We start from the raw sequence: 25356 nt of genomic DNA on the forward strand, positions 1-25356 counted from the left end.
TCAAAAGTAGGGTTTTTGCGACAGAACGACCAGTATTTACGCCAGCAAGCCCGGAAGTTCCTTGTTCAGCGCCAGTTTCTCCATCACCGCGGCGCCGGTCAGGGCATAGCCCAGCAGGTTGCCCTGGGCGTCGCGACACAGTGCCTTGATGTCGGCGCCCTGCCCTTCGACGCTCCACACGCCTTCTCGGCCGCGAGGCGGTGGCGACACCACCAGGGGGCACACCGGGGTTTTCACGGTGATCGGCATGGGGCCGTAGCTCACGGCGGTCGGGTTGCCCGCCAGGGTCTGGGCCAGGGCCCGGGCACAGCTCATCAGGGGCATGACGTACAGCAGGTTCAGGCCATCCACCTCGGCACAGTCGCCCAGGGCGTAGATGTTGGCGTGGGAGGTCTTCAAATGACGGTCGACCACCACGCCGCGGTTGACCACCAGGCCGGCAGCCGCCGCCAGGTCGATGCGCGGGCGCAGGCCGATGGCCGACACCACCAGGTCGCAGGCAATCACCTGGCCGTCGGACAGGTGCGCCTCAAGCCCGTCGGCGCCGCGTTGCAGGCGATTGAGCACGGGGCCCAGGTGGAACCGCGCCCCCAGGCTCTCCAGCCCGGCCTGAACCGCCGCAGCGGCCGCCGGATGCAACAGCGTCGGCATCACCTGTTCGCACGGGGCCACCAGTTGCACCTCGTAGCCCCCCAGGATCAGGTCGTTGGCGAACTCGCAGCCAATCAGCCCGGCGCCGAGCAGCAGCACCCGGCGCTTGCCGGCAGCGGCGGACCGGAAGCGCGCGTAGTCCTCCAGGTCGTTGATGGGGAAGATCAGGTCCGAGGCGTCGCCCTGTACCGGCACACGCACGGTTTCGGCGCCCCAGGCCAGGATGAGGTCGCGGTAGTTCACCGCTTCCTCGCCGATCCACAGCCGCTGGTGCCCCGGGTCGATGCCGCTGATGCGCGTATGGGTGCGGACCTCGGCCTTGAGCTGCTCGGCCATGGCCCCCGGCTCGGCCATGCTCAGGCCGTCGGCATCCTTGTTTTTGCCAAAGCCGGTGGAGAGCATCGGCTTGGAGTAGGAGCGACCGTCGTCGGCGGTAATCAACAGCAAGGGGGTTTCGCTATCGAGCTTGCGAAACTCCCGGGCCAGGTTGTAACCGGCCAGGCCAGTACCGACGATGACGACAGGTGCGCTCATGTTGCTCTCCATCCAGGGAAACGGTCAGGGGTTCGCTTAGTTGATTTCGATCATTTCGAAATCCATCTTGCCGACGCCGCAGTCCGGGCACAGCCAGTCTGCCGGTACGTCTTCCCAACGGGTCCCGGCGGCGATGCCGTCATCGGGCCAACCCTCGGCTTCGTTGTAGATCAGGCCGCAGACGATACATTGCCACTTCTTCATTCAGGTACTTCCTCAGGTGTCAGGCGTTTGCCGGTATTGGTCGGGTCGATGAGAACGCCCTTCCGGCTCAGGGCGTTTTGTACTGATCGGTCGCGCCAGATGCAAGCGTGATCGGTACGACGGCAGGTCCAACCCGTCAACATCGCCGACCGACATGGTAAGCTCGCGGCCTCATTTGCTGCCATTCATGACCTCTGTGCCGCCGACAAATTCGATATTTCCTACACTCCAATGGCTGCCCGGGCCGCTGCTGTCGCCCCGTCCCGATGCCTGTGTACTCGACTGGTTGTTCGACGAAGGTTCCCTGACCCGCCGCCTGACGAGCCTGTCGGACGATCACTTCAGCGTGACGCCGCTGTTCGAAGGCTGGCAACCGCTGCGCGACGATGAATGCGCGGCTCTGGACCTGGCGCACGACAGCGAGGGCTGGGTGCGCGAGGTGTACCTGCGCGGTCACGGCGAGCCGTGGGTATTTGCCCGCAGCGTGGCGGCGCGCAGTGCGTTGCAGGGCGACGGGTTGCACCTGGATGAACTGGGCAGCCGCTCCCTGGGCGAACTGCTGTTTTGCGACCAGGCGTTCCAGCGCCGGGCCATCGAGGTTTGCCATTACCCCGAACAATGGTTGCCGGCCGATGTGCGCCGCCGTGAACTGTGGGGCCGCCGTTCGCGCTTCGACCGCGGCGCGCTGAGCGTGCTGGTGGCGGAAGTCTTCTTGCCACGCGTGTGGACGGTCGCCCGTGCCTATTCGGAGAATTGCTGATGTACCTGCAACTGCTCAAATCCCTGAACCGCCTGAACCCTCGGGCCTGGGACTTCGTGCAACTGACCCGCATGGACAAGCCCATCGGCATCTACCTGCTGTTATGGCCAACACTGTGGGCGCTGTGGGTCGCCGGTGAAGGCTCGCCCTCCCTGGCCAATATCGTGATTTTCGTCCTCGGCGTGGTGCTGACCCGCGCCGGCGGTTGCGTGATCAACGACTGGGCCGACCGCAAGGTGGACGGCCACGTCAAGCGCACCGCGCAGCGCCCTTTGGCGAGTGGCAAGATCAGTTCGAAAGAGGCATTGGTGTTCTTCGCCGTGCTGATGGCCGTGAGTTTCCTGCTGGTGCTGTGCACCAACGCGCCGACCATCCTGCTGTCCCTGGGCGGGCTGGCCCTGGCGTGCACCTACCCGTTCATGAAGCGCTACACCTATTACCCGCAAGTGGTGCTGGGCGCGGCGTTCTCCTGGGGCATGCCGATGGCCTTCACCGCCGAAACCGGCCATCTGCCGGCAGCCGCGTGGCTGTTGTACATCGCCAACCTGCTGTGGACGGTGGGCTACGACACCTATTACGCGATGACCGACCGGGACGATGACTTGCGAATCGGCGTGAAATCCACGGCGATTCTGTTTGGCGATGCCGACCGGGCGATCATCCTGACCCTGCAAGGCCTGGCCCTGGGCTGCCTGCTGCTGGCCGGCTCGCAGTTCAAGCTCGGCGGCTGGTTCCACTTGGGCCTGGTCGCCGCTGCCGCGTGCTTTGCCTGGGAGTTCTGGTACACCCGCGGCAAGGACCGGATGCGCTGCTTCCAGGCATTCCTGCACAACCATTGGGCCGGGATGGCGATTTTCGTGGGGATCGTGCTGGATTACGCGCTGCGCTGAGCGGCGCTTTTTGTGGCGAGGGGATAAATCCCCTCGCCACATCGTCTCTTGGCAGACCTGAGTCAGTCAGGCTTGGCGATTTTCCAGGCGCCGTCCATCTTGCCGTCGCCGGTCATGTCCCCCGCTTTTTTGTCCATCACGAAGGTATAAAGCGGCTTGCCATCGTAGGCCCACTGCTTCTTGCCGTCGTCGCGGGTGATCACGGTCCATTCGCCCATGGATTTGTCATCTGCCTCGGCCGCCAGCGGTGGCCAATTCGCCGCACACTTGTCATTACACATCGACTTGCCGGCAGAGTCCTTGGCAAAGGTGTAGAGGGTCATGCCCTTATGGTCGGTAAACATGCCGTCCTTCTCCATTGCGGGATCGGCAGCCATGGCCAATCCAGGCAGGGCCACGGCAGCCGCCAGCAGCAGGGCTTTGAAAGAAACAGTCATCGGAGTCATGGAAACCTTCTTTTGTGGTTGTCAGGATTCGGACTGAAAGCTTAGCCCAGGATCCCCCACATCGCCGGTCAATGAAATTGTTGTCACACGACTGCAATAATTCCGTTATCTAATGCGGCGCAAGACAGTTAAATGACAAGAGGATTACCCCATGGTTGGCAGGAGCATTCTGATCGTCGACGACGAGGCGCCCATCCGCGAGATGATTGCCGTTGCGTTGGAGATGGCCGGCTATGACTGCATGGAAGCAGAGAACTCTCAACAGGCCCACGCCATCATCGTCGACCGCAAGCCCGACCTGATCCTGCTGGACTGGATGCTGCCCGGCACGTCCGGCATCGAACTGGCGCGCCGGCTCAAGCGCGACGAGCTGACCGGGGACATCCCTATCATCATGCTCACCGCCAAGGGCGAAGAGGACAACAAGATCCAGGGCCTGGAAGTCGGTGCCGACGACTACATCACCAAGCCGTTTTCCCCGCGCGAGCTGGTGGCGCGCCTCAAGGCCGTGCTGCGCCGTGCCGGGCCGACCGATGGCGAAGCGCCGATCGAAGTCGGCGGCCTGCTGCTGGACCCGATCAGCCACCGCGTAACCATCGACGGCAAACCCGCCGAGATGGGCCCGACCGAATACCGCCTGTTGCAATTCTTCATGACCCACCAGGAACGCGCCTACACCCGCGGGCAACTGCTGGACCAGGTCTGGGGCGGCAATGTCTACGTCGAGGAACGCACCGTGGACGTGCACATCCGACGCCTGCGCAAGGCCCTCGGCGATGCCTACGAGAATCTGGTACAAACCGTGCGCGGCACCGGGTATCGTTTTTCGACGAAGGCCTGATCCGAGCCCTTACCGCCCGACAAGCTGACAAGGACGCGCGTTCACGTGAATCAAAACTGGCATGGCACCCTGATTCGCCACATGTTGTTGCTGGTGACCGGCAGCCTGGTCGTCGGCCTGATCACCGGCTACTACGGCTGGAGCCTGGCTGCGGGCCTGGGGCTGTACCTGGCCTGGACCCTCAAGCAACTGCTGCGCCTGCACGAATGGCTGCGCCTGCACCAACCCGACGAAGCCCCGCCCGACGGCTATGGCCTGTGGGGCGAAGTGTTCGACAGCATCTACCACCTGCAACGGCGCGACCAGCGCGTGCGCGGGCGCCTGCAAGCGGTGATCGACCGGGTCCAGGAGTCCACCGCGGCCCTCAAGGACGCCGTGATCATGCTCGACAGCGAAGGCAACCTGGAATGGTGGAACCGCGCCGCCGAGACCCTGCTGGGCCTCAAGACGCCCCAGGACAGCGGCCAGCCGGTGACCAACCTGGTGCGCCATCCGCGCTTCAAGGAATACTTCGAGCAGGACAACTACGCCGAACCGCTGGAAATCCCCTCGCCCACCAACGACCGGCTGCGGATCCAGCTGTACATCACGCGCTACGGCAACAACGAGCACCTGATGCTGGTGCGGGACGTGACCCGCATCCACCAGTTGGAGCAGATGCGCAAAGACTTCATCGCCAACGTGTCCCACGAACTGCGCACGCCGTTGACGGTGATCTGCGGCTACCTGGAAACCCTGCTCGACAACGTCGAGGAGGTGAACCCGCGCTGGACCCGAGCCTTGCAGCAGATGCACCAGCAAAGCGGGCGCATGCAGACCCTGCTCAACGACTTGCTGTTGCTGGCGAAGCTGGAGGCCACCGACTATCCGTCGGACAACCAGCCGGTGCCCATCGACGACCTGCTGCAGACCATTGCCGAGGACGCACAGGAACTGTCCGGCCCCAAGCAACAGACCATCACCCTGGAAGCCGACCCGGGCGTGCAGCTCAAGGGCAGCGAGGCGGAACTGCGCAGCGCGTTTTCCAACCTGGTGTTCAACGCGGTCAAGTACACGCCCGAGCAAGGCCGGATCCACGTGCGCTGGTGGGGCGACGAGCAAGGCGCGCACCTGAGCGTGCGGGACTCGGGGATCGGCATCGACAGCAAGCACCTGCCGCGCCTGACCGAACGCTTCTACCGCGTCGACTCCAGCCGCAACTCCAACACCGGGGGCACCGGCCTGGGCCTGGCGATCGTCAAGCACGTGCTGCTGCGTCATCGCGGGCGCATGGAAATCAGCAGCGTGCCCGGCCATGGCAGCACGTTCACCTGCCATTTCACCCCGGCACAAGTGGTTCGCGCGCGCCTCGCCAGCCCGGCCGATTGATACCGGCCGGCATTGCCCCCTAGGCAACAGCCGAGTCAGCCGCTACATTGACTGACTTGTGCCTGCCTTTTCAGGCACTGATTTCCTACTTTTACGGCTAATACGGAACCTGCAAAACTCCATCATGGACCCTTCCCCTGGCTTGTCCCTCGTTACACTCTTCGCCGAATTCGGCATGATTCTTTTCGCTCTGATCCTGGTTTTGCTCAACGGCTTTTTCGTTGCAGCCGAATTTGCCATGGTCAAGCTACGCTCGACCCGGGTCGAGGCAATCGCCGAGCAGAACGGCTGGCGCGGGCACATCCTGCGAACCGTCCACAGCCAGCTCGACGCCTACCTGTCGGCCTGCCAACTGGGCATCACCCTCGCCTCGCTGGGCCTGGGCTGGGTCGGTGAGCCGGCGTTCGCCCACATCCTCGAGCCGCTGCTGGGCGCGGTGGGCGTGCAGTCACCGGAAGTGATCAAGGCGGTTTCGTTCTTCACTGCCTTCTTCATCATTTCCTACCTGCACATCGTCGTCGGCGAGCTGGCGCCCAAGTCCTGGGCGATCCGCAAGCCCGAACTGCTGTCGCTGTGGACCGCCGTGCCGCTGTACCTGTTCTACTGGGCCATGTACCCGGCGATCTACCTGCTCAACGCCAGCGCCAACGCCATCCTGCGCATCGCCGGACAGGGCGAGCCCGGCCCGCATCACGAACATCACTACAGCCGTGAAGAACTGAAACTGATCCTGCACTCCAGCCGCGGCCAGGACCCCAGCGACCAGGGCATGCGCGTCCTGGCGTCGGCCGTGGAAATGGGCGAACTGGAAGTGGTGGACTGGGCCAACTCCCGGGAAGACCTGGTCACGCTGGAGTTCAACGCGCCGCTCAAGGAAATCCTGGCGATGTTCCGTCGCCACAAGTTCAGCCGCTACCCGGTGTACGACAGCGAGCGCCAGGAGTTCGTCGGCCTGCTGCACATCAAGGACCTGCTGCTGGAGCTGGCGGCCCTGGATCACATTCCCGAGTCGTTCAACCTGGCCGAGCTGACCCGGCCCCTGGAGCGCGTGTCGCGGCACATGCCGCTGTCGCAGTTGCTGGAGCAGTTCCGCAAGGGCGGCTCGCACTTCGCCGTGGTGGAGGAAGCCGACGGCAACATCATCGGCTACCTGACCATGGAAGACGTGCTGGAAGTGCTGGTCGGCGATATCCAGGACGAACACCGCAAGGCCGAGCGCGGCATCCTGGCGTATCAACCGGGCAAGCTATTGGTACGCGGCGACACGCCGTTGTTCAAGGTCGAGCGCCTGCTGGGGATCGACCTGGACCACATCGAGGCCGAAACCCTCGCCGGGTTGGTCTATGAAACCCTCAAGCGCGTGCCGGAAGAGGAAGAAGTGCTGGAAGTCGAAGGCCTGCGGATCATCATCAAGAAGATGAAAGGGCCGAAGATCATCCTGGCGAAGGTGTTGATGCTCGATTGAGCACAAGGCTCTGTGGCGAGGGGATTTATCCCCGTTGGGCTGCGCAGCAGCCCTGAAACCAGGCGACTCGGTGTGACAGGTAGATTGGAGCTGCATTTTGGGGCTGCCGCGCAGCCCAACGGGGATAAATCCCCTCGCCACAAAAGCGCCCTTAGCACACCACCATGCTACTGCTTGCCCAACGCAAAGTTGGGCAGCTCTCCCACCGGTCGATCGAACTGGTACGGAATCGACACCAGCCCCAGCCCGGTATTGCGCTGCACCACGAAATGCAGGTGCGGGCCGGAGCTGTTGCCGGTATTGCCGGACAACGCCAAAGGCGAGCCCACCGTCACCCGCTGCCCTTCGCGCACGCTCACCGAACCCTTCTGCAGGTGCAGGTAGACCCCCATGGTCCCGTCGTCGTGCAGCACCCGCACGAAGTTGCCCGAGGGATCGTCGCCACGGCCAGTCTGCTCATTCTCGGTCTTGATCACCACCCCGCCCCGCGCCGCGATGATCGGTGTGCCTTCGGGCATGGCGATGTCCATGGCGTAGCGGTTCTTCGGCCCGTAGTGGCTGTACTGGCCGTTGGCGCCCTGGCTCAGCCGGAAAGGCCCACCCCGCCACGGCAACGGGTAACGATAGGCCTGTGCCGCGCCTGCCGGGTCGCCCAGGGAGTATTCGAACCTTGGGGTATACACCAGCGGCCTGCCGGGTTGGGTGGCCGTGAGCAGCGCCAGGCGCAGGTTGCTGCGCGCCGGCAGTACCCTGCGGATCGGCCGGCTCGGCGCCCCCCTCACGTTGCCCAGCCCGGCAAAACTCAACTCGATCTCCACCGGGGCGTACAGGTCATTGCGCACGAACACCGCGTCCGCGCCCTTCTGCTTCTTGATATCGAGAAACACCTGCCGTTCCAGGTGTTCGACCATGCGGTCGCGAAACACGAACACCTGGGCACCCTTGCTCGGGCGGTCGCTGTAGGACACCACGCCGTTGGCGTCGGTGGATTTGTAGATGGTCATGGCCATGGCCGAGGTGGAGGCCAGGACCAGACCGCAGGCGAACAACAGGGGCGCGAGCATGGGCAAAGGTTCTGTCGAAAGATGAAGGCCTGCACAGCAGCCTAGCAGCTGGGATGGACCAGCGTAGTCGACGGATGTTTCAAAATTGGATCAGCGATCGGTGTTGGATCTAATGGCCCCATCGCGAGCAAGCTCGCTCCCACACTCGATCCAGTGAATACTGAAGATTCCGTGTGGGAGCGAGCTTGCTCGCGATAGCGGACTCGAAGCGCCGCCGGATCAGGCACCCGGCACGAAGTGCTTCTGGGCGGTGCCGCGGGCGATCAGGCGGGAGATGTAGTCGAGTTTCTGCGGGTCTTTGTCGACGAAGCGGAACGTCAGTTGCAGCCATTCGCTGTCAGGCGTTTGCTCGTGAGCGACGATGGCGTGCAGGTAGCCGTTCAGGCGTGCGGTCTCGGCGTTGTCGCCCTGCTCCATGTCCAGCACGGCGCTTTCCAGCACTTGGGGCAGGTTGTCGCTGCGCTTGACCACCAGCAAGGCTTCCTTGAGGCTCAGGGCCTTGATCACGCATTGCTGGGTGCCACTGGACAGACGCAGTTGGCCCTGGCCACGATTGCCAGCCGGCGCGGCGGCAGCAGGGGCCTTGACCGGTGGGCTGTTGAGCAGGCCACGCGCCGCAGCGGCGGCAGCAGGTGCAGGCGCCGCGGCGGCCGGCCTGGCGGCGGCAACGGCAGGCGTAGCCGCCACGACCGGAGCGGCCTTGCCCCCGGTGAGGGCACTCAGGGAGTCATTGCCGAACGCCGAGTTCATCTTGGTCGGGGCGCTGTTCATCAGGGTGTCGAGCTTGCCGACCTTGTGCAGGGCCTGCTTGACCTTGGTCAGCAACTGTTCGTTGGTAAACGGCTTGCTGACGTAGCCGGACACGCCGGCCTGAATCGCCTGGACCACGTTTTCCTTGTCGCCACGGCTGGTCACCATGACAAACGGCATGCCCTTGAGATTGTCCTGTTGACGGCACCAGGTCAGCAGCTCCAGGCCGGACATTTCGGGCATTTCCCAATCGCACAGCACCAGGTCGAACGCCTCGCGGGCCAGCAGAGCCTGGGCTTTCTTGCCGTTTACCGCGTCTTCGATGCGCACGCCCGGAAAGTAATTGCGCAGGCACTTCTTCACCAGGTCGCGAATGAACGACGCATCATCCACGACCAACACACTGACCTTACTCATCCAGATACACCTCTAAAAAATCCCGGCAAGCATACCGCTTTTACTGATGGCACATTGCCAAAAACCGTCAGTCACGCCGGGACTTTTCGTTCACGGGGTGCTGCTTTCGATTAAAAAAAACCCAAAAAAAAAGCCCGACCAGAAGGCCGGGCGCTTTTCTTGGCAATCTTACTTATCGTCCGTCTCGCCTGGAACATTAGCGGTTTCGGACGGGGTGCCTTCAACTTCTTCCTTCATGCGCTTGAGCCCCATGTGCCGTACATCGGTACCGCGCACCAGGTAGATCACAAGTTCGGAGATGTTGCGCGCATGATCGCCGATACGCTCCAGGGAACGCAGGACCCAGATGATGCTCAGCACCCGGGAGATGGAGCGCGGGTCTTCCATCATGTAGGTCGCCAGCTCACGCAGGGCGGTCTTGTACTCGCGGTCGATGATCTTGTCGTACTGGGCCACCGACAACGCCAGGTCGGCGTCGAAGCGGGCGAACGCATCCAGCGCGTCGCGAACCATGTTGCGCACCTGGTCGCCAATGTGGCGCACTTCGACGTAACCACGGGGCGCTTCGCCTTCTTCGCACAACTGGATGGCACGACGGGCGATCTTGGTGGCTTCGTCGCCGATCCGTTCAAGGTCAATCACCGACTTGGAGATGCTGATGATCAGGCGCAGGTCGGACGCCGCCGGCTGACGACGGGCCAGAATGCGCAGGCACTCTTCGTCGATGTTGCGTTCCATCTGGTTGATCTGGTCGTCGATCTCGCGCACCTGCTGGGCCAGGCCGGAGTCGGCCTCGATCAGCGCGGTCACCGCGTCGTTCACCTGCTTTTCCACCAGGCCGCCCATGGCCAGCAGGTGGCTGCGCACTTCCTCGAGCTCGGCATTGAACTGTGCGGAAATGTGATGAGTAAGGCCTTCCTTCGAAATCATGGTTTTGCTCCGCAAAAGCTGTGAGCTGCAAGCTTCAAGCTGCAAGCTGATATGTGTCGTTACGCTAAACTGCTTTTACTTGCCGCTTGAAGCTTGCGGCTCGCAGCTACCGCTAGCCATAGCGGCCCGTAATGTAGTCTTCGGTCTGTTTCTTGGCCGGGTTGGTGAACAAGGTATCGGTGTCGCCGAATTCCACCAGTTTGCCCATGTACATGAACGCGGTGTAGTCGGACACTCGCGCCGCCTGTTGCATGTTGTGGGTCACGATGACGATGGTGAACTTGGACTTGAGCTCGTAGATCAGCTCCTCGACCTTCAGCGTCGAGATCGGGTCCAGGGCCGAGCATGGCTCATCGAGCAGCAGCACTTCGGGTTCCACGGCGATGGTGCGGGCAATCACCAGGCGCTGCTGCTGGCCGCCGGACAGGCCCAGGGCCGAGTCATGCAGGCGGTCCTTGACCTCGTCCCACAGCGCCGCGCCCTTGAGCGCCCATTCCACGGCTTCGTCGAGAATACGCTTCTTGTTGATGCCCTGGATGCGCAGGCCGTAGACCACGTTCTCGTAGATGGTTTTCGGGAACGGGTTCGGTTTCTGGAACACCATGCCCACGCGACGACGCAGCTCGGCCACGTCCTCGCCCTTGCGGTAGATGTTGTTGCCGTAGAGGTTGATCTCGCCTTCGACGCGGCAACCGTCCACCAGGTCGTTCATGCGGTTGAACGTGCGTAGCAAGGTCGACTTGCCGCAACCCGACGGGCCGATGAACGCGGTGACGCGCTGCTTCGGGATGTTCATGCTGACGTCATACAGCGCTTGTTTCTCGCCGTAGAACAGGCTCAGGCCGGGCACTTCGATGGCGACGGTTTCCTGGGCCAGGTCCAGGCTCTGCTTGTCGCGGCCCAGGGCCGACATGTTGATGCCGTGTGTATGTGCTTCGTGTTGCATGGGGGGCTCCCTGTGCTAACAAATTCGGTTCGGAACGCCTGAGTGGCGGCTCCATTAAATTCCAGTGAACGTCGATCAGTGTGGGAGCGAGCTTGCTCGCTCCCACAGGGGAACAGCGTGTCATCAACTGTCCAATGCCTTGTACTTTTCGCGCAGATGGTTACGGATCCATACCGCCGACAGGTTCAAGACAGCGATCACCAGCACCAGCAACAGCGCCGTGGCGTATACCAGCGGCCGTGCGGCCTCGACGTTCGGGCTCTGGAAGCCCACGTCATAGATATGGAAGCCCAGGTGCATGATCTTCTGGTCCAGGTGCAGGTACGGGTAGTTGCCGTCCAGCGGCAGCGACGGCGCCAGCTTCACCACACCCACCAGCATCAGCGGCGCCACCTCACCGGCGGCACGGGCCACGGCGAGGATCATGCCGGTCATCATCGCCGGGCTCGCCATCGGCAGGACGATTTTCCACAAGGTCTCGGCCTTGGTCGCGCCGAGGGCCAGGGAGCCTTCGCGCACGGTACGCGGGATCCGCGCCAGGCCTTCTTCCGTCGCCACGATCACCACCGGGACCGCCAGCAGCGCCAGGGTCAGCGACGCCCAGAGCAGACCGGGGGTGCCGAAGGTCGGCGCCGGCAGGGCTTCGGGGAAGAACAGACGGTCCACCGAGCCACCCAGCACATAGACGAAGAAGCCCAGGCCGAACACGCCGTAGACGATCGCCGGAACCCCCGCCAGGTTGTTCACCGCGATGCGGATCAAGCGGGTCATCGGCCCCTGGCGAGCGTACTCACGCAGGTAGACCGCGGCCAGCACGCCGAACGGGGTCACGATCATCGCCATGATCAGGGTCATCATCACCGTGCCGAAGATCGCCGGGAAGATGCCGCCCTCGGTGTTGGCTTCACGCGGGTCGTCGCTGAGGAACTCCCAGACCTTGCTGAAATAGAAGCCCAGCTTGGTCAGCGTGCCCATGCCGTTCGGCTGATAGGCGTGCACCACCTTGCCAATGCCGATCTCCACTTCCTTGCCGTTGGCGTCGCGGGCAGTCAGGCTGTCGCGGTTGAACTGCGCGTGCAGGTCGGCCAGGCGCGCCTCGATGTCCTTGTAGCGGGCGTCGAGCTCGGCCCGCTCACTGGCCATGTCAGCTTGGGCGGCGGCGTCGAGCTTGCCCTCCAGCTCCAGCTTGCGCCCGTGCAGGCGGATACGTTCCAGGCCGGCGTTGATCGCGCCGATGTCGGATTTTTCCAGGGTCTTGAGTTCCGCGGCGAGCTTGTTGACCCGCGCAATGCGGGTCTGCAACTGCGGCCAGGCAGCCTCGCCCTCGGCGATGACCTTGCCATCTTCCTTGACGTTGACCAGGTAGCCGTAGAAGTTGCCCCACTCACGACGCTCGATGGCCATCAGTTCCGGTGGCGTGGTCTGGTTCGTCAGCCAGTCGCCGACGATCCAGGTGAAGTCGGTGCCGTTCAGGTCACGGTTGCCCACCTTGACCAGCTCGCGGATCATGAATTCCGGGCCTTCGTCGGGCACCGGCAGGCCGGCGCTCTTGAGCCGCTCGCGAGGCACTTCTTCTTTCTGCACCACCTCGCCCACCACCAGGTGCGCAGGCATGCCCGGCACGTTGTAGTTGGCGTGGATCAGGTCCGCCGGCCAGAAGTGGCCCAGGCCGCGCACGGCAATCACCGCCAGCAGGCCAATGGTCATGATGACCGCGATGGACACCGCGCCACCGCTGATCCAGACGCCGGGGGCGCCGCTCTTGAACCATCCTTTCAGGGAGTTCTGTTTCACAGACTTCTACCTTTCTTAAAGCGACGAATATTTCTTGCGCAGACGCTGACGGATCAGCTCGGCGAGGGTGTTCATGACGAAGGTGAACAACAGCAGCACCAGCGCCGACAGGAACAGCACGCGGTAATGGCTGCCGCCGACTTCCGACTCGGGCATTTCCACCGCCACGTTGGCCGCCAGGGTGCGCAGGCCTTCGAACAGGTTCATTTCCATGACCGGGGTGTTACCGGTGGCCATCAGCACGATCATGGTTTCACCCACCGCGCGGCCCATGCCGATCATCAAGGCCGAGAAAATGCCCGGGCTGGCGGTGAGGATCACCACGCGGGTCATGGTCTGCCACGGCGTGGCGCCCAGGGCCAGGGAGCCCAGGGTCAGGCCCCGTGGCACGCTGAACACGGCGTCTTCAGCGATGGAGTAGATGTTCGGGATCACTGCGAAGCCCATCGCCAGGCCGACCACCAGGGCGTTACGCTGGTCGTAGGTGATGCCCAGGTCATGGGAGATCCACATGCGCATGTCACCGCCGAAGAACCAGGCTTCCATGTACGGACTCATGTACAGCGAGAGCCAGCCCACGAACAGAATTACCGGGATCAGCAAGGCGCTTTCCCAGCCATCCGGCACCCTCAGGCGCACGGACTCGGGCAGGCGGCTGAAGACGAAGCCGGCCACCAGGATGCCGATCGGCAGCAACATCAGTAGGCTGAAGATGCCCGGCAGGTGGCCTTCGACGTACGGCGCCAGGAACAGGCCGGCGAAGAAACCGAGGATCACCGTCGGCATCGCTTCCATCAGCTCGATCACCGGCTTGACCTTGCGGCGCATGCCCGGAGCCATGAAGTAGGCGGTATAGATCGCCGCCGCGACCGCCAGCGGTGCCGCCAGCAACATCGCGTAGAACGCCGCCTTGAGGGTACCGAAGGTCAGCGGCGAGAGGCTCAGCTTGGGCTCGAAGTCGGTGTTGGCCGCGGTCGATTGCCAGACGTACTTGGGTTCGTCGTAGTTTTCGTACCAGACCTTGCTCCACAACGCGCTCCACGAGACTTCCGGGTGCGGATTATCCAGCGTCAGCGGTTGCAGCTTGCCGCCCTGCTCGACGATCAACCGGTTGGCCCGTGGCGACATGCCGAACAGGCCCTGGCCGTCGACCACCTGGTCCACCAGCAACGTGCGATGGGCCGTGCTGTGGAACACCCCGAGCTTGCCGGACGCATCGAGGGCAACGAAGCCCTTGCGACGCTCCTCGGCAGTGATCTCGACAATCGGCGTGGTGCCCATCTGGAAACTGCGGATCTGCTTCAGGCGCTGCTCGCCGTCAGGATCGCGTGCCATGAACCACTGGCTCAGACCACCCTTGGAGTCGCCGACGATCAGCGAAATGCCGCCCACCAGCTGGGTCGCCGCGGTGACTTGGGCTTCGCCGTTTTCCAGCAGTTTGTAGCGCCCGTTGAGGCTCTTGTCCCGCAGGCTGAACACGTCGGCCTGGGCACGTCCGTTGATCACATACAGCCATTGCTGGCGTGGGTCGACGAAGATGTTCTTCACCGGCTCGGTCATCTGCGGCAAGTCGATGCGCGTCTGCTCGCTGGTGACTTCGCCGGTCATCATGTTTTCTTCGCTGGTCAGCGACAGCACCTGCAGTTGGGCGCCACTGGAACCGGCGAGCAGCAGGGTCGAATCGGTGGCGTTGAGGCTGACATGCTCCAGCGCGGCACCCTGCTCGTTCAAGGCGATAGGCGTTTCGCCGTACGGGTACTCGACAGCGGGCGAGATGGTTTTCTTGCCGTCCGGGTAGCTGACCTTATAAGTGTGACGGAACACCAGGGCCTGGCCGTTGGACAAACCGATCACCACCAGCGGGCTGCCGGGCTGGTCTTCACCGATGGACGTCACGCTGGCGCCGGCCGGGATCGGCAGATCGACGCGGCGCAGCTCGGTACCATTGTGAACGTCGAAAAACAGCGCCTGGCCCTTGTCGGAAACCCGCATCGCCACCTGGTTCTGTTCTTCGATGGCAATCATCAGGGGTTTGCCGGCGTCTTGCATCCAGGCCGGGGTGATCGGGTCCTTGGCGGTCAGGTCCGCGCCCTGGAACAGGGGCAGCACTACATAGGCCAGGAAGAAGAAGATCAAGGTAATGGCCGCGAGTACCGCGAGGCCGCCCACCAGGACGTACCAGCGGGTCAGGCGATCCTTGAGCGCACGGACACGGCGCTTGCGTTGCAGCTCAGGCGTATTGAAGTCAATGCGCTTGGGAGGGGAAGTCGTAGTCATTGTGGAATTGGCCAGATCATTCATGCGCACACCCTAGCGATCCTGTATGACAGAAAGATGACAATGCAGTGACGCAACAAAACCGCCGCCCGTGGGAACCGGCAGCGGAGAGAAAATTAGTGTGTGGGAGCGAGCTTGTTCGCGATGAGGGCGCCACATTCAACATCAGTGTCGACAGACCCACCGCTATCGCGAGCAAGCTCGCTCCCACAGAAAGCCCGGGCATTGGCCCGGACTCAGGCGTTACTTCTTGGCGACGTTGCCGCCTTCCGACAGACCCAGGTCAGCCAGCGCCTTGGCGGCGACCTTGGCTGGCAGTGGGATGTAGCCATCCTTGACCACGACTTCCTGGCCTTGCTTGGACAGGACCAGCTTCACGAACTCGGCTTCCAGCGGGGCCAGAGGCTTGTTCGGAGCCTTGTTGACGTACACGTAGAGGAAACGCGACAGCGGATATTTGCCGTTCAGGGCGTTTTCTTCGGTGTCTTCGATGTACTCAGTACTGCCTTTCTTGGCCAGGGCCACGGTCTTCACGCTGGCGGTCTTGTAGCCGATGCCCGAGTAGCCCACGCCGTTGAGCGAAGAGCTGATGGACTGCACGACCGAAGCCGAACCAGGCTGCTCGTTCACGTTAGCCTTGTAGTCGCCTTTGCACAGGGCTTCTTCCTTGAAGTAGCCGTAGGTGCCGGATACCGAGTTACGGCCGAACAGTTGCACCGGCTTGTTGGCCAGGTCACCGGTCACGCCCAGGTCGCCCCAGGTCTTGACGTCGGCTTTGCCGCCGCACAGACGGGTGGACGAGAAGATCGCGTCAACCTGTTCCATGGTCAGGTGCTGGATCGGGTTGTCCTTGTGTACGAACACCGCCAGGGCGTCGACCGCCACTGGAATAGCGGTTGGCTTGTAGCCGTACTTCTGCTCGAAGGCTTGCAGCTCGTTGTCCTTCATCTTGCGGCTCATCGGGCCCAGGTTGGAGGTGCCTTCGGTGAGTGCGGGCGGCGCGGTGGAGGAACCGGCGGCCTGAATCTGGATGTTTACGTTCGGGTATTCTTTCTTGTAGTTCTCGGCCCACAAGGTCATCAGGTTGGCCAGGGTATCGGAGCCGACGCTGGACAGGTTGCCCGACACACCAGTGGTCTTGGTGTAGCTCGGGATCGCAGGGTCAACAGCGGCAACCGCGTTGGCAGTCGCAACGCCAGCGGCGACAAAGGTCATTGCCGCCATCAAACGCTTCAGTTTCATGCCTTACTCCTAGCAGATAGGGTGTGTTAAGTCGGCCAAGTATCGGTAAGCCGTGTGAACACTCTATGGCTGAAATATGACAATTGGATGAAAGGCCAGCATGGAGTTTTACAAAGCGTTTCTGCGTTACAGATCAGCTTCCTTCACCACCCTCACCTTTTCCGCGTCCAGCGCATAGGCGGCGCTGGCCAGGTCGTTGTCGACCTTTTCGATCTTTAGCGTGCCGATCACCCACAGCGGTGTGTAGATGTCGTCCAGCTTCAAGCCCTTGGGGTAGCGCACCAGCACCAGTTGATTGGGCGGCGGTGGCGGGACGTGGATGCAGGCACCCGGGTAAGGCACCAGGAAAAACAGCGTGCTGCGGCCCTTGGCGTCGGCTTCCAACGGCACCGGATAGCCGCCGATGCGGATGTGCTTGTCGTTCATCGACGCCACGGTCTTGGTCGAATACATCACCGCCGGCAACCCCTTGCTCTGCTTCAGGCCACCTTTATTGGTGAACGTGCCGTCGGCTTCGGGGGAGTTGTGGTCGATTTCAGGCATGGCCTCAAGGGCCTTCTGGTCCGACTTGGGCATCAGCTCGAGCCAATCGGTTTCCGGCAATTCGGCAGCATGGGCCAGGCCACTGCCTAGCAAAAGAAGGGTCAACACTAGACGGCGCATGAACGGGCTCGGCAATGAGGAAAGGGTGGAACGCCGGGCATTCTAGCCCCCTGCGCGCGCCGCGAGCAGAGGGCTTTGTCGCATTTGAATCAGTTTCTTTTGATCAGGCCGTAGATCACCAGCAGCACGATCGCGCCCACCAGGGCACCGATGAAGCCCGCGCCTTCGCCGGCCTGGTAAATGCCCAGGGCCTGGCCGCCGTAGGTGGCTGCCAACGAACCGCCGATACCGAGCAGGATGGTCATGATCCAGCCCATGCTGTCATCGCCCGGTTTCAGGAAGCGTGCCAGCAGGCCGACGATCAAGCCGATAAAGATGGTTCCGATGATTCCCATGGCAATTCCCCTTTTGATTGAGCGTCATGCCAAAGCCTAGTCAGACTTTGGCACCTTGCCATGAGAGAATTCGGCCGACGAATGGTTCCAACAATGTTTCAGATTATTGCTCGGCGATCAGCGCCTCGACCTGGATGATCTGCTGGGCAAGGGTCGCCCGGTCAGCACAACGCAGGTTGGCGTGACCCACCTTGCGGCCGGCCTTGAAGGCCTTGCCATAGTGATGCAGATGGCAGTCGGCAATCGCCAGGACTTTCTCGGTGTCCGGCACCTTGCCAATGAAGTTCAGCATCGCGCTTTCACCGACCTTGGCGGTCGACCCCAGCGGCAGGCCAGCCACCGCCCGCAGGTGGTTTTCGAACTGGCTGCACTCGGCGCCTTCGGTGGTCCAGTGCCCGGAGTTGTGCACACGCGGGGCGATTTCGTTGGCCTTGAGGCCACCGTCCACTTCAAAGAACTCGAACGCCATGACGCCGACATAGTCGAGCTGCTTGAGCACCCGGCTGGAATAATCCTCGGCCAAGGCTTGCAGCGGGTGGTCGGTGCTGGCGACGGACAGTTTGAGGATGCCGTCCTTGTGGGTGTTGTGCACCAGCGGGTAGAAGCGGATCTCACCGTCGCGGGCACGCACGGCGATCAGCGAGACTTCCCCGGTGAACGGCACGAAGCCCTCCAGCAGGCAGGCCACGCTGCCAAGTTCGGCAAAGGTGCCGGCCACGTCTTCAGGGCTGCGCAAAACTTTCTGGCCCTTGCCGTCATACCCCAGGGTGCGGGTCTTGAGGACAGCCGGCAGGCCGATGGCGGCGACGGCCGCGTCGAGATCGGCCTGGGATTGAATGTCGGCGAAGGCCGGGGTAGGAATGCCCAGGTCCTTGAACATGTTCTTTTCGAACCAGCGATCGCGAGCGATCCGCAGCGCCTCGGCGCTTGGGTAGACGGGGACGAACTGGGACAGGAAGGCAACCGTTTCAGCCGGGACACTTTCGAACTCGAAAGTCACCAGATCGACTTCATCGGCCAACTGGCGCAGGTGATCCTGATCGCCGTAATCGGCCCGCAGGTGCTCACCCAGCGCGGCGGCACAGGCGTCCGGCGCTGGGTCCAGGAAAGCGAAGTTCATCCCCAGCGGCGTCCCCGCCAGGGCCAACATGCGACCCAACTGGCCGCCACCGATTACACCGATCTTCATTCGTCAACCACCTCAGGCAATGCGCGGGTCCGGGTTGTCCAGGACGCTGTCTGTCTGCTCAGCACGGAATTTTTTCAGCACGGTATGAAACTGCGGGTGCTTGGCGCCCAGGATGCTCGCCGACAACAGGGCGGCGTTGATCGCACCGGCCTTGCCGATGGCCAGGGTCGCCACCGGGATGCCGGCCGGCATCTGCACGATCGACAGCAGCGAATCGACGCCCGAGAGCATCGACGACTGCACCGGCACGCCCAGCACCGGCAGGTGGGTCTTGGCCGCACACATGCCTGGCAAGTGGGCCGCGCCACCGGCACCGGCGATGATCACCTCGATGCCACGGGCCTCGGCTTCTTCGGCGTACTGGAACAGCAAGTCCGGGGTGCGGTGGGCAGAGACCACTTTCACCTCGTAGGGGATGCCGAGCTTTTCCAGCATATCGGCGGTGTGGCTAAGGGTGGACCAATCGGACTTGGAGCCCATGATCACGCCAACCAATGCACTCATCAATGTGCCTCTTCTCTCTGGGCGCCCGCGGGCGCGTCAAAAAACAACAAGCCACGCGGGAAACCGGCGTGGCTTGTTGTACGAATAATGGCCGGGTGAACCGACCGAAGGCCGGGCAGTATACCGAAAACGGTGCGTTAAACGCACTTTCGCCGACCATCTGTCATTTGAGGCGAAGCGGCGGGTTTATTGACTTCGAGGTCAGCAGAACAACGACACAAATCCCTTGTGGGAGCGGGCTTGCTCGCGATAGCGACCGGTCAGTCAATGCAACGGTGAATGTCAGTCCGTCATCGCGAGCAAGCTCGCTCCCACAGGGGCTCGGTGATGACCCTGATATCAGTGACATCCCACAAGGGGTCTGCGCTGTCTTCAAGAACCGGGAACACTCTGGGCCACCCCGCCCTCCAGCTTGCGCCACAACAACCGGACATTGGCCTTGCGCACCAGGGCACAGCGGTAGAGGCGGATCTCCAGTGGGACGTGCCATTGCGCCCCGCCGCAGATCACCAGTTCGCCCCGGGCCAGTTCGGCGCGCACGCTCAGGTGCGGCACCCAGGCGATCCCGAGGCCTTCCAGGGCCATGCTTTTCAGGCTGTCGGCCATGGCTGTTTCATAGACAGTGGTGAAGCGCAGCGCGCGCTGGCGCAGGAGCTGATTGACCGAGCGTCCCAGAAACGCCCCGGCGCTGTAGGCCAGCAGCGGCACGCTGGCCTCGCCTTCGAGGTCGAACAGTGGGTTGCCGTCCGCATCCGCCGCACACACCGGGAGCATTTGGGTCTGGCCCAGGTGCAGCGACGGAAAGATCTCCGGGTCCATCTGCATCGCAGAGTCCGGATCATAGAAAGCCAGCATCAGGTCACAACCGCCCTCGCGCAGGGCGTGGACGGCGTCGCCCACGTTGGTCGCCACCAGGCGCGTGGCGATGTTCATGCCTTCGTTGCGCAGCTGCGCGATCCAACGCGGGAAGAAGCCCAGCGCCAGGGAATGCGCGGCGGCCACCTGGATGACCTCGCCCTGCCCGCCTTCCAGGTGATGCAGATGACGCAACACTTCACCCAGTTGCTCGACCACCGTGCGCGCCGTCACCAGGAACAACTGCCCGGCCGCCGTCAGTTCGATGGGCGTGCGCGAACGGTTGACCAGGGTCAGCCCCAGTGCCGCTTCAAGGCTGCGGATCCGGCGACTGAACGCCGGCTGCGTGACGAAGCGCCGCTCGGCCGCCTGGGAGAAACTGCGAGTCGCGGCCAGGGCACTGAAGTCCTCGAGCCATTTGCTTTCAAGATTCATCACGTCCTCCCACATGCACCAAAACGGGTCACACGCTCGCCATAACGCCGGCGTCACACCGGCATTATGCCGAATATGCATAGGGCAGTGTTTAACAGCATTGGCCCTAATTTGCATGCAGGCCTAGGATTCGAGGCGTTCCGGCTCAGACCGGGTCCTTATCGAGATGATTTCCGTCATGTCCTCCGCTGCATCTTTCCGCACAGAAAAAGACCTGCTTGGCGTACTCGAAGTACCGGCACAAGCGTACTACGGCATCCAGACCCTGCGAGCGGTGACCAACTTCCGCCTCTCCGGCGTTCCGATTTCGCATTACCCCAAGCTGGTGGTCGGTCTGGCCATGGTCAAGCAAGCCGCCGCCGATGCCAACCGCGAGTTGGGCCAGCTCAGCGAAGCCAAGCACGCCGCCATCAGCGAAGCCTGTGCACGATTGATCCGCGGTGATTTCCACGAAGAATTCGTGGTGGACATGATCCAGGGCGGCGCCGGCACGTCGACCAACATGAATGCCAACGAAGTCATCGCCAACATCGCGTTGGAGGTCATGGGCCACAACAAGGGCGAATATCAGTACCTGCACCCGAACAACGACGTGAACATGGCGCAGTCCACCAACGACGCCTACCCAACCGCGATCCGCCTGGGCCTGCTGCTGGGTCACGATGCGTTGCTGGCCAGCCTCGACAGCCTGATCCAGGCGTTCGCGGCCAAGGGTGAAGAATTCAGCCACGTCCTGAAAATGGGCCGCACCCAGCTGCAAGACGCCGTGCCGATGACCCTCGGCCAGGAATTCCGCGCCTTCGCCACCACCCTGGGCGAAGACCTGGCACGCCTCAAGACCCTGGCACCCGAACTGCTCACCGAAGTGAACCTGGGCGGCACCGCCATCGGCACCGGCATCAACGCCGACCCGCGCTACCAGGCCCTGGCCGTACAGCGCCTGGCGACCATCAGCGGCCAGCCGCTGGTACCGGCCGCCGACCTGATCGAAGCCACCTCCGACATGGGCGCCTTCGTGCTGTTCTCCGGCATGCTCAAGCGCACCGCGGTCAAGCTGTCGAAGATCTGCAACGACCTGCGCCTGCTGTCCAGCGGCCCGCGCACCGGCATCAACGAAATCAACCTGCCGGCCCGCCAGCCAGGCAGCTCGATCATGCCTGGCAAGGTCAACCCGGTGATCCCGGAAGCGGTCAACCAGGTGGCCTTCCAGATCATCGGCAACGACCTGGCCCTGACCATGGCAGCCGAAGGCGGCCAACTGCAATTGAACGTGATGGAGCCGCTGATCGCCTTCAAGATCTTCGACTCGATCCGCCTGCTGCAACGGGCCATGGACATGCTGCGCGAGCACTGCATCGTCGGCATCACCGCCAACGAAGTGCGCTGCCGCGAGCTGGTCGAACACTCGATCGGCCTGGTCACCGCCTTGAACCCGTACATCGGCTATGAAAACGCCACCCGCATCGCCCGTGTCGCCCTTGAAAGTGGCCGCGGCGTGCTGGAACTGGTGCGCGAGGAAGGCTTGCTCGACGACGCCATGCTCGACGACATCCTGCGCCCGGAAAACATGATTGCTCCGCGCCTGGTCCCGCTCAAAGCGTGATCGACGCGACTAGGGTTTGTACGAAAGGGCGCCGAGCGGCGATCAGGCACTTTTCGTACAAAGCCAACGCTCACCAGGTCGAGGGACTAGACACCTCTCACCTTTTGAGGGCTTGGGGCTCGTCCCCAAGCCCTTTTTTTAATTGACCAGAGGCTGAAAAGAAGTCTGGAAGCTGAAGAAGGTGAGAGCGGGCTTGCTCGCGAATGTGGTGTATCAGCACACGTCATGGCGGCTGACACCCTGCATTCGCGCGCAAGCCCGCTCCCACACAAAGCAGCTCCGCAGATGCCGGGCACTGAAAGGAGCCCGGTTGTTTCAAAGGTCCGTTTCGTCGGACGCACCACAACTGTGCAGACGGGCACCGCGCTGATAGGTATAGTGCCGCCCCTCTTCGCATGCGCGGTCGTCGGTAGCGAGACCCCAACACATGCGAAACCCGAACTAATAACAAACCCGCGAAATGGACCGGGACGAAACATCGCCTCGCCTGTCGTGCCGTCCGCCGGCCGATGTAACGCGATGTTTCCAACTGGCCAGCATTTGCTTAAACAAAAAACAGCGAGGAATACTCATGCTCGAAGTCATCAACGACTTCCTTTCAGGGAAAGTGCTGATCGTGCTCATTGTTGGGCTCGGTAGCTACTTCACGATCCGCTCGCGTTTCGTCCAGTTCCGCCATTTCTTCCACATGTTCGCGGTGTTCCGTGACAGCCTCAGAAGCAGCGCCGGCCAGCTCAGCTCCTTCCAGGCCCTGATGCTCAGCCTGGCCGGCCGCGTCGGCGCGGGCAACATCGCCGGTGTCGGCATCGCCGTGACCCTTGGCGGGCCCGGCGCGGTGTTCTGGATGTGGGTGACCGCCCTGGTCGGCATGTCCAGCAGCTTCTTCGAGTGCTCCCTCGGCCAGCTCTACAAGCGCTGCGACTCCGAAGGCCAGTACCGTGGCGGCCCGTCCTACTACATCCAGCACGGCCTGCAGAAGCGCTGGCTGGGCATGATCATGGCCTTCCTGCTGCTGATCACCTTCGGTTTCGCCTTCAACGGCCTGCAAGCCCACGCCGTGACCCACTCGCTGAACAACGCCTTTGGCCTGGACACCACCTACACCGGCCTGGGCCTGGCGGTCCTGCTGGGCCTGGTGTTCATCGGCGGGATCAAGCGCATCGCCAAGGTCGCCGACCTGCTGGTACCGGTCAAAACCCTAGTGTACATCGGCGTGACCATCTACGTGATCGTGCTGCAATTCGACCACGTGCCGGCCATGCTCGCGACCATCGTCAAGAGCGCCTTCGGCCTGGATCAAGCCTTTGGTGGCCTGATCGGCAGCGCCATCGTGATGGGCGTCAAGCGCGGCGTGTTCGCCAACGAAGCCGGCCTGGGCAGTGCGCCTAACGTGGCGGCCGTGGCGTCGGTCGAGCACCCGGTCGCCCAGGGTGTGGTCCAGGCGTTCAGCGTGTTCCTGGACACCTTCGTGATCTGCACCTGCACTGCGCTGCTGATCCTGCTGTCCGGCTTCTATACCCCAGGTTTCGAAGGCGACGGCATTGCCCTGACCCAGAACTCCCTGGCGGCGGTCGTCGGTGACTGGGGCCGGATGTTCATCTCCGTGGCCCTGGCGTTGTTCGTCTTCACCTCGATCCTCTACAACTACTACCTGGGCGAGAACAACCTGCGCTTCATGCTGGGTGAGAACCGCAAGGCTCTGATCGCCTATCGCTCGCTGGTACTGGTGCTGATTTTCTGGGGCGCCATCGAAAACCTCAGCACCGTGTTCGCCTTCGCCGACATCACCATGACCCTGCTGGCGTTCGTGAACCTGATTGCGCTGTTCCTGCTGTTCAAGGTCGGCATGCGCATCCTGCGCGACTACGACAACCAGCGTTCGGCCGGTATCAAGGTGCCTGTCTTCGACTCCAGCCAGTTCCCCGACCTGGACCTGGACCGCAAGGCCTGGCCGGCCAACCCGTCGGCACCGGTTGCCAACCCTCAGGGCGCCCCAGCGGGCGTGGCCGCAGCGCAACGCTGATCGGCGACCACTGTTGAAAAACCGGGCGCATCCCCTGCGCCCGGCGTGACACAGCGTAAGGTCGGCGTCATGCTCGGCCTTATGTTGTGGCAGCCCATTGAAGCTGCCGTTTTCTTTCCTGGAGAACAACCATGAATGCCTCGACCTACCCTGCCGCCCAGCACGTCATGGTGCTCTACACCGGCGGCACCATCGGGATGCAAGCCAGCGCCCACGGCCTGGCGCCTGCATCCGGTTTCGAAGCGCGGATGCGCGACTACCTGCACAGTCAACCCGAACTCGTCGTCCCGCAGTGGCGCTTCCGGGAAATGTCGCCTTTGATCGACAGCGCCAACATGACCCCGGCCTACTGGCAGCAACTGCGCGAAGCGGTGGTCGAGGCAGTGGATGTGCAAGGGTGCGACAGCGTGCTGATCCTGCATGGCACCGACACCCTGGCCTACAGCGCTGCCGCGATGAGCTTCCAACTGCTCGGCCTGCATGCCCGCGTCTGCTTCACCGGCTCGATGTTGCCGGCGGGCGTGACCGACAGCGACGCCTGGGAAAACCTCAGCGGCGCCCTGGTCGCCCTCGGCCAGGGCCTGGCGCCGGGCGTGCACCTGTATTTCCACGGCGAGCTGCTGCCACCGACCCGCTGCGCGAAAGTGCGCAGCTTCGGCCGTCACCCGTTCAAGCGCCTGGAACGCCAGGGTGGCGGCGCCAAGGCGCCTTCCCTGCCGACGCAACTGAATTACAACCAGCCCAAGCAACTGGCGAACGTCGCGGCGCTGCCGCTGTTTCCCGGCATCAGCGCCGAAATCCTCGATGGCCTGTTGGGCAGCGGTATCCAGGGCCTGGTACTGGAGTGCTACGGCAGCGGCACCGGGCCCAGCGACAACCCAGCCTTCCTTGCCAGCCTGCAGCGGGCGCGGGACAACGGCGTGGTCGTGGTGGCGGTGACCCAATGCCATGAAGGAGGCGTCGAGCTGGATGTGTACGAGGCCGGCAGTCGCCTGCGGGGCGTCGGCGTGTTGTCCGGTGGTGGCATGACCCGCGAAGCGGCGTTCGGCAAGTTGCAGGCGTTGATTGGCGCCGGCTTGCCGGTGGACGAGGTTCGCCGGTTGGTCGAGCTGGATTTGTGTGGCGAACTCGCCTAAGGTAGGCCCGTAACCTGTGGCGAGGGAGCTTGCT

Annotated in this window: 23 protein-coding genes; 8 read left to right on the top strand and 15 right to left on the bottom strand. The window is 62.9% G+C overall.

Annotated elements, in window-relative coordinates; genetic code table 11:
* Nucleotides 1-36: 36 nt before the first annotated feature.
* Nucleotides 37-1185, bottom strand: a complete 1149-nt coding sequence (locus V5F23_RS27605) for an FAD-dependent oxidoreductase (protein WP_042731544.1) — start codon at nucleotides 1183-1185, stop codon at nucleotides 37-39.
* 36 nt (nucleotides 1186-1221) lie between these two features.
* Nucleotides 1222-1389: a rubredoxin gene (locus tag V5F23_RS27610; protein ID WP_041476603.1), complete on the bottom strand. Its 168-nt coding sequence runs from the start codon at nucleotides 1387-1389 to the stop codon at nucleotides 1222-1224.
* Nucleotides 1390-1576: 187 nt separating this feature from the next.
* Here V5F23_RS27610 and V5F23_RS27615 point away from each other — a divergent pair, with 187 nt between their 5' ends.
* Complete coding sequence (locus tag V5F23_RS27615) at nucleotides 1577-2149, top strand: chorismate lyase (protein WP_161796121.1); 573 nt, start codon at nucleotides 1577-1579, stop codon at nucleotides 2147-2149.
* A complete protein-coding gene (gene ubiA / locus V5F23_RS27620; RefSeq protein ID WP_042731545.1) occupies nucleotides 2149-3039 on the top strand; it encodes a 4-hydroxybenzoate octaprenyltransferase in 891 nt (296 codons plus the stop codon). Before V5F23_RS27615 ends, ubiA begins: the two co-directional genes overlap by 1 nt.
* A 62-nt stretch (nucleotides 3040-3101) precedes the next feature.
* On the opposite strand, the gene V5F23_RS27625 is transcribed toward ubiA, so the two are convergent.
* Entirely contained in the window at nucleotides 3102-3485 is a 384-nt protein-coding gene (locus tag V5F23_RS27625) for a hypothetical protein (protein ID WP_042731546.1), read from the bottom strand.
* 151 nt (nucleotides 3486-3636) lie between these two features.
* Between V5F23_RS27625 and phoB the strand changes: the two genes are divergently transcribed.
* The 3 genes from phoB (at nucleotide 3637) to V5F23_RS27640 (ending at nucleotide 7159) form a co-directional block, all read left to right on the top strand.
* Nucleotides 3637-4326, top strand: coding sequence for a phosphate regulon transcriptional regulator PhoB (gene phoB / locus V5F23_RS27630; RefSeq protein ID WP_003177195.1), 690 nt, complete (start codon nucleotides 3637-3639; stop codon nucleotides 4324-4326).
* Nucleotides 4327-4407: 81 nt separating this feature from the next.
* Nucleotides 4408-5694 (top strand): phosphate regulon sensor histidine kinase PhoR, encoded by a 1287-nt coding sequence (gene phoR / locus V5F23_RS27635; protein WP_234408038.1) that lies wholly within the window; start codon nucleotides 4408-4410, stop codon nucleotides 5692-5694.
* Between the two features lie 124 nt (nucleotides 5695-5818).
* The gene (locus V5F23_RS27640; protein WP_042731548.1) at nucleotides 5819-7159 is read left to right on the top strand and encodes a hemolysin family protein; all 1341 of its coding nucleotides are present in this window, start codon (nucleotides 5819-5821) and stop codon (nucleotides 7157-7159) included.
* A 167-nt stretch (nucleotides 7160-7326) separates the two neighbouring features.
* On the opposite strand, the gene V5F23_RS27645 is transcribed toward V5F23_RS27640, so the two are convergent.
* The 12 genes from V5F23_RS27645 to V5F23_RS27700 all read right to left on the bottom strand — a co-directional run bounded on the left by V5F23_RS27645 (nucleotide 7327) and on the right by V5F23_RS27700 (nucleotide 20560).
* On the bottom strand, nucleotides 7327-8223 hold the full coding sequence (locus tag V5F23_RS27645; RefSeq protein WP_042731817.1) for a M23 family metallopeptidase: 897 nt from the start codon (nucleotides 8221-8223) through the stop codon (nucleotides 7327-7329).
* 219 nt (nucleotides 8224-8442) lie between these two features.
* On the bottom strand, nucleotides 8443-9390 hold the full coding sequence (locus V5F23_RS27650; RefSeq protein WP_042731816.1) for a response regulator: 948 nt from the start codon (nucleotides 9388-9390) through the stop codon (nucleotides 8443-8445).
* Between the two features lie 168 nt (nucleotides 9391-9558).
* Entirely contained in the window at nucleotides 9559-10320 is a 762-nt protein-coding gene (phoU, locus tag V5F23_RS27655; protein ID WP_030139132.1) for a phosphate signaling complex protein PhoU, read from the bottom strand.
* 112 nt (nucleotides 10321-10432) lie between these two features.
* Nucleotides 10433-11266 (bottom strand): phosphate ABC transporter ATP-binding protein PstB, encoded by an 834-nt coding sequence (pstB, locus tag V5F23_RS27660; RefSeq protein WP_042731815.1) that lies wholly within the window; start codon nucleotides 11264-11266, stop codon nucleotides 10433-10435.
* A gap of 123 nt (nucleotides 11267-11389) precedes the next feature.
* Complete coding sequence (gene pstA, locus V5F23_RS27665) at nucleotides 11390-13060, bottom strand: phosphate ABC transporter permease PstA (protein WP_042731814.1); 1671 nt, start codon at nucleotides 13058-13060, stop codon at nucleotides 11390-11392.
* Nucleotides 13061-13075: 15 nt separating this feature from the next.
* Complete coding sequence (locus V5F23_RS27670; protein ID WP_202595583.1) at nucleotides 13076-15109, bottom strand: ABC transporter permease subunit; 2034 nt, start codon at nucleotides 15107-15109, stop codon at nucleotides 13076-13078.
* A 471-nt stretch (nucleotides 15110-15580) separates the two neighbouring features.
* Nucleotides 15581-16579 carry a phosphate ABC transporter substrate-binding protein PstS gene (locus V5F23_RS27675; RefSeq protein ID WP_047735733.1) on the bottom strand — a complete coding sequence of 333 codons (999 nt, stop codon included), beginning with the start codon at nucleotides 16577-16579 and terminating at the stop codon, nucleotides 15581-15583.
* A 126-nt stretch (nucleotides 16580-16705) separates the two neighbouring features.
* A complete protein-coding gene (locus tag V5F23_RS27680; RefSeq protein ID WP_212803156.1) occupies nucleotides 16706-17242 on the bottom strand; it encodes a DUF3299 domain-containing protein in 537 nt (178 codons plus the stop codon).
* 89 nt (nucleotides 17243-17331) lie between these two features.
* Nucleotides 17332-17577 carry a GlsB/YeaQ/YmgE family stress response membrane protein gene (locus tag V5F23_RS27685; RefSeq protein ID WP_042732870.1) on the bottom strand — a complete coding sequence of 82 codons (246 nt, stop codon included), beginning with the start codon at nucleotides 17575-17577 and terminating at the stop codon, nucleotides 17332-17334.
* A gap of 103 nt (nucleotides 17578-17680) precedes the next feature.
* On the bottom strand, nucleotides 17681-18766 hold the full coding sequence (locus V5F23_RS27690; protein ID WP_042732869.1) for a 5-(carboxyamino)imidazole ribonucleotide synthase: 1086 nt from the start codon (nucleotides 18764-18766) through the stop codon (nucleotides 17681-17683).
* Nucleotides 18767-18778: 12 nt separating this feature from the next.
* On the bottom strand, nucleotides 18779-19270 hold the full coding sequence (gene purE, locus V5F23_RS27695; protein ID WP_003196369.1) for a 5-(carboxyamino)imidazole ribonucleotide mutase: 492 nt from the start codon (nucleotides 19268-19270) through the stop codon (nucleotides 18779-18781).
* Between the two features lie 372 nt (nucleotides 19271-19642).
* Nucleotides 19643-20560, bottom strand: coding sequence for a LysR substrate-binding domain-containing protein (locus V5F23_RS27700; RefSeq protein WP_042731962.1), 918 nt, complete (start codon nucleotides 20558-20560; stop codon nucleotides 19643-19645).
* Between the two features lie 178 nt (nucleotides 20561-20738).
* Here V5F23_RS27700 and aspA point away from each other — a divergent pair, with 178 nt between their 5' ends.
* The 3 genes from aspA (at nucleotide 20739) to V5F23_RS27715 (ending at nucleotide 25322) form a co-directional block, all read left to right on the top strand.
* Nucleotides 20739-22163: an aspartate ammonia-lyase gene (aspA, locus tag V5F23_RS27705; protein ID WP_042731957.1), complete on the top strand. Its 1425-nt coding sequence runs from the start codon at nucleotides 20739-20741 to the stop codon at nucleotides 22161-22163.
* Nucleotides 22164-22734: 571 nt separating this feature from the next.
* A complete protein-coding gene (locus V5F23_RS27710; RefSeq protein WP_042731958.1) occupies nucleotides 22735-24186 on the top strand; it encodes an alanine/glycine:cation symporter family protein in 1452 nt (483 codons plus the stop codon).
* 131 nt (nucleotides 24187-24317) lie between these two features.
* Nucleotides 24318-25322: an asparaginase gene (locus V5F23_RS27715; protein WP_123579248.1), complete on the top strand. Its 1005-nt coding sequence runs from the start codon at nucleotides 24318-24320 to the stop codon at nucleotides 25320-25322.
* Nucleotides 25323-25356 lie beyond the last annotated feature (34 nt).

The organism is Pseudomonas sp. WP18, assembly GCF_036689585.1.
Classification (GTDB): Bacteria; Pseudomonadota; Gammaproteobacteria; order Pseudomonadales; family Pseudomonadaceae; genus Aquipseudomonas; species Aquipseudomonas chlororaphis_E.